Origin of the sequence: Azospirillum sp. INR13 (genome assembly GCF_015390205.1) — a bacterium.
Taxonomy (GTDB): Bacteria; Pseudomonadota; Alphaproteobacteria; order Azospirillales; family Azospirillaceae; genus Azospirillum.
This window is the reverse complement of sequence record NZ_VUOI01000043.1, coordinates 23,048-29,047: the sequence shown is the minus strand read 5'-3', so window position 1 is coordinate 29,047 and position 6,000 is coordinate 23,048. Positions and strand designations below refer to the sequence as shown.

At 69.5% G+C, this 6,000-nt stretch carries 2 protein-coding genes, 1 tRNA gene and 1 pseudogene; all 4 read left to right on the top strand.

The genetic code is table 11. The annotated features are described in order from the left end of the window. Positions 1 to 113 precede the first annotated feature (113 nt). Positions 114 to 1,412: a TRAP transporter large permease subunit gene (locus F1643_RS20100; protein WP_194915034.1), complete on the top strand. Its 1,299-nt coding sequence runs from the start codon at positions 114 to 116 to the stop codon at positions 1,410 to 1,412. A 172-nt stretch (positions 1,413 to 1,584) separates the two neighbouring features. Continuing rightward, a pseudogene (locus F1643_RS20095) lies at positions 1,585 to 3,635 on the top strand (molybdopterin oxidoreductase family protein). Between the two features lie 330 nt (positions 3,636 to 3,965). Beyond that, positions 3,966 to 5,762 carry a single-stranded-DNA-specific exonuclease RecJ gene (gene recJ / locus F1643_RS20090; RefSeq protein ID WP_194915033.1) on the top strand — a complete coding sequence of 599 codons (1,797 nt, stop codon included), beginning with the start codon at positions 3,966 to 3,968 and terminating at the stop codon, positions 5,760 to 5,762. 109 nt (positions 5,763 to 5,871) lie between these two features. After that, a tRNA-Glu gene (locus F1643_RS20085) sits at positions 5,872 to 5,947 on the top strand. Positions 5,948 to 6,000 lie beyond the last annotated feature (53 nt).

The following is a 6,000-nucleotide window of genomic DNA, read 5'->3' as shown; positions in this document are numbered from 1 at the left end:
CGCTTCCTCCAGGTCGCCTGGACCTTCATCCGGACCGGCGAACTGCCCCACCACGATCATGCCCAGGTCGACGGCATCGACCCGGTCGAAGCCGCCAACGAGGGAGGCCCGGCGTGAACGCGCTCATCATCTTCGGGCTGCTGATTGCCCTCATGCTCACCGGCATGCCGATCTCGATCTCGCTCGGCCTGACGGTTCTGTCCTTCCTGTTCCTGATGACCGACGTGCCGGTCGCCGCGGTGGCGCTGAAGCTGTTCACGGGCATCGAGAAGTTCGAGATCATGGCGATCCCGTTCTTCATCCTGGCCGGCAACTTCCTGACCCACGGCGGCGTCGCCCGGCGCATGATCAACTTCGCCACCTCGATGGTCGGGCACTGGCACGGCGGCCTCGGCATGGCCGGCGTGGTCGCCTGCGCCCTGTTCGCGGCGGTGTCGGGCTCCAGCCCGGCGACGGTGGTCGCCATCGGCTCCATCATCCTGCCGGCGATGATCGCCCAGGGCTTCCCGCGGAACTTCGGTGCCGGCGTCGTCACCACCTCGGGCGCGCTCGGCATCCTGATCCCGCCGTCGATCGTGATGGTGATGTACTGCGTCGCCACCACCGGCCATCCGCAGGCGCCCTCCATCGGCCAGATGTTCCTGGCCGGCGTGGTTCCGGGCCTGATGCTGGCGGGTTTCCTCGCCTTCACCACCTGGTTCCGCGCCCGCAAGTTCGGCTATCCCCGGCTGCCCAAGGCGTCGGCCCGCCAGCGCTGGCAGGCGTTCCGCGAGAGCTTCTGGGGCCTGCTGCTGATCGTCGTGGTGATGGGCGGCATCTACACCGGCATCTTCACCCCGACCGAGGCGGCGGCGATGGCCGCGGTGTACGCCTTCGTCGTGGCGGTGTTCATCTACCGCGACATGCCGCTCAGCCGCGTGCCGAAGGTGCTGCTGGACAGCGCCAGCATGTCCTCGATGCTGCTCTACATCATCACCAACGCGGTCCTCTTCTCCTTCGTCCTGACGTCGGAGCAGATCCCGCAGAGCATGGCCGCCTGGATCCAGGGTCAGAACCTGAGCGTCTGGGTCTTCCTGCTGGTGGTGAACATCGTCCTGCTGGCCGCCGGCAACTTCATGGAGCCGTCGTCGATCGTCCTGATCATGGCGCCGATCCTGTTCCCGGTGGCGATGTCGCTGGGCATCGACCCGGTGCATTTCGGCATCCTGATCATCGTGAACATGGAGGTCGGCATGTGCCACCCGCCGGTGGGCCTGAACCTCTACGTCGCGTCGGGCATCACAAAGATGGGCATCACGGAGCTGACGGTCGCGGTGTGGCCGTGGCTGCTGACGATGCTGATCTTCCTCGGCCTCGTCACCTATGTGCCGGCGATCTCGCTGTGGTTCCCGCGCCTGATCGGCGTGATGTAAAGCCGCAAGTCGTCAGGGGATTTTTCCACCCGAGCGGTTGGGGCCGCGAAGTCCGGAAGGGGACTTCGCGGCCCTTCTTTATTGTACCCATACATTGTTGTGCATTGAAGCGAACGCGGGGCAGGGCCTAAACTTGCGCCATTCCCGCCGCCAGCCAGACCAGAGGTTAGCCTTGTCGGCCCAGTTTCCTGCCCACAGCCTGCCGCACGACTGCCCCAGCACCTGCGCCCTGGAGGTGGAACGCCTCGCCCCCGACCGCATCGGGAAGGTGCGCGGCGCGGCGGAGAACAGCTACACCGCCGGCGTCATCTGCGCGAAGGTCAGCCGCTATGCCGAGCGCGTGCATTCGCCGGACCGGCTGAAGACGCCCTTGCTGCGCACCGGCCCCAAGGGCTCGGGCCAGTGGAAGGAAATCGGCTGGGACGAGGCGCTGGACCGTATCGCCGACGCCTTCCTGACCGCCGAGCGCACCTATGGCGCGGAAGCGGTCTGGCCCTACTTCTACGCCGGCACCATGGGTCTGGTGCAGCGCGGCGCCATCCAGCGCCTGCGCCATGCCAAGGGCTATTCGCGCCAGACCAGCACGGTGTGCGACACGCCGGCCAACATGGGCTGGCTCGCCGGCTATGGCGACATCCGCGGCGCCGACCCGCGCGAGATGGCGGAGAGCGACCTGATCGTCAATTGGGGCGCAACCCGGTGGCGACCCAGGTCAACGTGATGACCCATGTCAGCCGCGCCCGGAAGGGCCGCGGCGCCAAGCTGGTCACCATCGACCCCTACCGCACCGGCACCGCCGAGGTGTCCGACCTGCACCTGATGCTGCGGCCGGGCACCGACGGGGCGCTGGCCTGCGCGGTGATGCATGTGCTGTTCCGCGACGGCCACGCCGACCGCGCCTATCTGGACCGCCTCGCCGCCGGCACCGACCGGCTGGAGGCGCATCTCGCCACCCGCACCCCCGAATGGGCGGCTGGGATCACCGGCCTGACGGTGGCGGAGATCGAGGAGTTCGCCCGCCTCTACGGCACCACCGAGCGGTCCTACCTGCGCATCGGCTACGGCCTGTCGCGCGCCCACAACGGCGCGGCGCAGGTCCATGCCGTGTCCTGCCTGCCGGTGGTCACCGGGGCGTGGCAGCACAAGGGCGGCGGCGCGCTCTACTGCTCGTCGGGCATCTACAAGCTGGACAAGACCCTGTCGGAGGGGCTGGACCGTCTCGACACCAGCGTCCGCAGCTTCGACCAGTCGCGCATCGGCGCGGTTCTGACCGGCGACCCGCGCGACCTGACCAGCGGCCCGCCGGTGACGGCCATGCTGATCCAGAACACCAACCCGGTGACGATCTGCCCGGATTCGACCCGTGTCCGCCAGGGCTTCCTGCGCGAGGACCTGTTCGTCGCGGTTCATGAGCAGTTCATGACCGACACGGCGAAGCTGGCCGATCTGGTGATCCCGGCTACCACCTTCCTGGAGCATGACGACATCTACCGCGGCGGCGGCCAGATGCACATCCTGATCGGCCGCAAGGTGATCGAGCCGCAGTTCGAGGCGCGCGAGAACCATTGGGTCATCTCCGAAGTCGCCCGCCGCGTCGGCGCCGAGCATCCGGGGTTCGGCATGACCGCGCTGGAGATCGTCGATGCCATGCTGAAGGCCTCCGACCTCGGCGACGCGGCGACGCTGACCGAGCAGCGTTGGATCGATGCTCAGCCCGATTTCGAGACCTCGCATTTCCTCAACGGCTTTGCGCATCCCGACGACAAGTTCCGCTTCGCCCCCGACTGGGCGGCGCTCGGCCCCTATGGCGGCATGCCGGAGCTGCCCGACCACATGCCCCCCGGCCGCGATGCCGACGCCGAGCATCCGTTCCGCCTCGTCACCGCCCCGGCCCGCCAGTTCCTCAACACCTCCTTCACCGAGACGCTGACCGCCCAGAAGCGCGAAGGCCGCCCCACCGCGCTGATCCACCCGGACGACGCGGCCGGGTTGGGTCTGGCCGATGGCGACGCGGTGCGGCTGGGCAACCCGCAGGGCAGCGTGGTTGTGCATGCCAAGCCCTTCGCCGGCGTGCCGCGCGGCGTGGTGATCGTGGAGGGCATCTGGCCCAACAGCGCCTTCGTCGAGGGCATCGGCATCAACAGCCTGACCTCGCCGGAGCCGGTGCCGCCGGCAGGCGGTGCGGCGTTCCACGACACGGCGGTGTGGATGCGGGCGGCGTAGGTGCGGGTATAGGGGCGTCAGACCCCCACCCCAACCCTCCCCCGCTCTCAGCGGACCTTCGGTCCGCCTGCCGCGTCAGCACAAAGCAGAGCTTTGTGCGAGAGCTGGGCGGGGGAGGGGGCTAAGCGCTTGATCTGGAGAGAAGCGGCAGTCCCTCCCCGCCCAGCGGGGGAGGTTAGGTGGGGGCATCGTCAGCCGACGACATCCCACCCCCACATCCCACCCCCACATCCCACCCCCACATCCCACCCCTGCCCACACCCACCCGTGCGCCGAACGCCCATCTCTGCTATGGCTGTGCCCCCGATCCAGCGACCGTGCAGCACCGCCATGACCGACCCCGCCGCCTTCCTCAACGTCGCCACCTCCCTGTCCGGCAAGCGCTGGCAGGCGCGGCCCTGCGACGAGCGGCAGGCGCAGGCTCTCACCCAGGGGCGCGGGCTGCCGGAGATCGTCGGCCGGGTGCTGGCCGCCCGCGGCGTCACCGACGACACCTGCGAGACCTTCCTCAACCCGACGCTGAAGGCGCTGCTGCCCGACCCGTCGCGCTTCCGCGACATGGACCCGGCGGCCGAGCGCATCGCCCGCGCCATCCGCGACGGTGAGCCGGTGGCGGTGTTCGGCGACTACGACGTCGACGGCGCCACCTCCGCCGCCTTGCTGCGCCGCTTCTTCCGCTCGCTCGGCGCCGACATCCGCGTCTATGTCCCCGACCGCATCACCGAAGGCTATGGCCCCAATGCCGCGGCGCTGCTGCGGCTGAAAGGGGAGGGGGTGCGGCTGGTGGTCACCGTCGATTGCGGCATTTCCGCCTTCGCCGCGCTGGAGGCCGCCGCCGATGCCGGGCTGGAGGTCGTCGTGCTCGACCACCACGCCGCCGAGCCGCGCCTGCCGCCTGCCGTCGCCCTGGTCAACCCCAACCGGCTGGACGAGGACGGCGCCTATCGCACGCTCTGCGCCGCCGGCGTCACCTTCATCACCATCGTCGCCGTCAACCGCGCGCTGCGACAGTCCGGCTTCTACCGCGACCGGCCGGAGCCCAACCTGATGGAGTGGCTCGATCTCGTCGCTCTCGGCACGGTGTGCGACGTGGTTCCGCTGACCGGCCTCAACCGCGCGCTGGTGGCGCAGGGGCTGAAGGTGATGGCCCGCCGCGCCAACCCCGGCCTTGCCGCCCTGTCCGACGTGGCGGGGGTCAAGGAGAAGCCCGACGCCTATCATGCCGGCTACGTCCTCGGCCCCCGCGTCAATGCCGGCGGCCGGGTGGGGGCGTCCGACCTCGGTGCCCGCCTGCTCTCCACCGACGACCCCATCGAGGCGATGGAACTCGCCCAGCGTCTGGAAGGCCACAACGCCGCACGCCGCACCATCGAGCAGGCGGTTCTCGACGAGGCGCTGGAGCGCGTCGCCGCCGAAGGCGGGCGGGAGACCGATCTGGTCTTCGTCACCGGCGTCGGCTGGCATCCCGGCGTCATCGGCATCGTCGCCGCCCGCCTGAAGGAGCGTTACAGCCGCCCCGCCTGCGTCGTCGCCCTGGAGGAAACCGCCGACGGCACCGTCATCGGCAAGGCGTCCGGCCGTTCCGTCCGCGGCGTCGATCTGGGGTCCGCGGTGATCGCCGCCCGGCAGGAGGGGCTGCTGCTGGCCGGCGGCGGCCACCGCATGGCGGCCGGCTTCACCGTGGCCGGCGACAAGATCGACGCGCTGCGCGACTTCCTGCACAGCCGCATCTCCGAACAGGTGGCATCCGCCCCGCTGGTGCCGACCTTGGAACTGGACGGCGCCCTGTCGGTCGGCGGCGCGAGCGTCGGCCTGGTGACCATGCTCGACAAGCTCGGCCCCTACGGCACCGGCAATTCCGAACCCCGCTTCGCCATCGCCGACGCCCGCGTCGTGCGCGCCGACGTGGTGGGCGCCAACCATGTCCGCTGCATCCTGCAGGGCAACGACGGCGCCCGGTTGAAGGCCATCGCCTTCCGTGCGCTGGACAGCGACATGGGGCAGGCGCTGCTGACCGGCCGAGGAACGCCTTTCCACCTCGCCGGCGTGCTGCGGATCGACCGCTGGAACGGGTCCGAAGGCGTGCAGTTGCTGATCGACGACGCGGCGCCTGCGCGCTCCGCCTGAGTGTTCGCAGGACGCCGGGCGGGCAGGGCGCAAAAAAGTATCGGAGGATGCGAAAAAGCGCTTGCGCTCCCCGCCTCCGATCTTTAGAAAGCGCGTCACCGCGAACGACGTCCCCGTCGTCTAGAGGCCTAGGACACCGCCCTTTCACGGCGGCGACACGGGTTCGACTCCCGTCGGGGACGCCACTCTCTCGGTTAATGACTTAAGCCCCGCCTTGTGCGGGGCTTAGTCGTTTTGG

Excerpts from the sequence above, each read along its gene's own strand:
- recJ (WP_194915033.1), top strand. The coding sequence starts at position 3,966 with ATGACCGACCCCGCCGCCTTCCTCAACGTCGCCACCTCCCTGTCCGGC.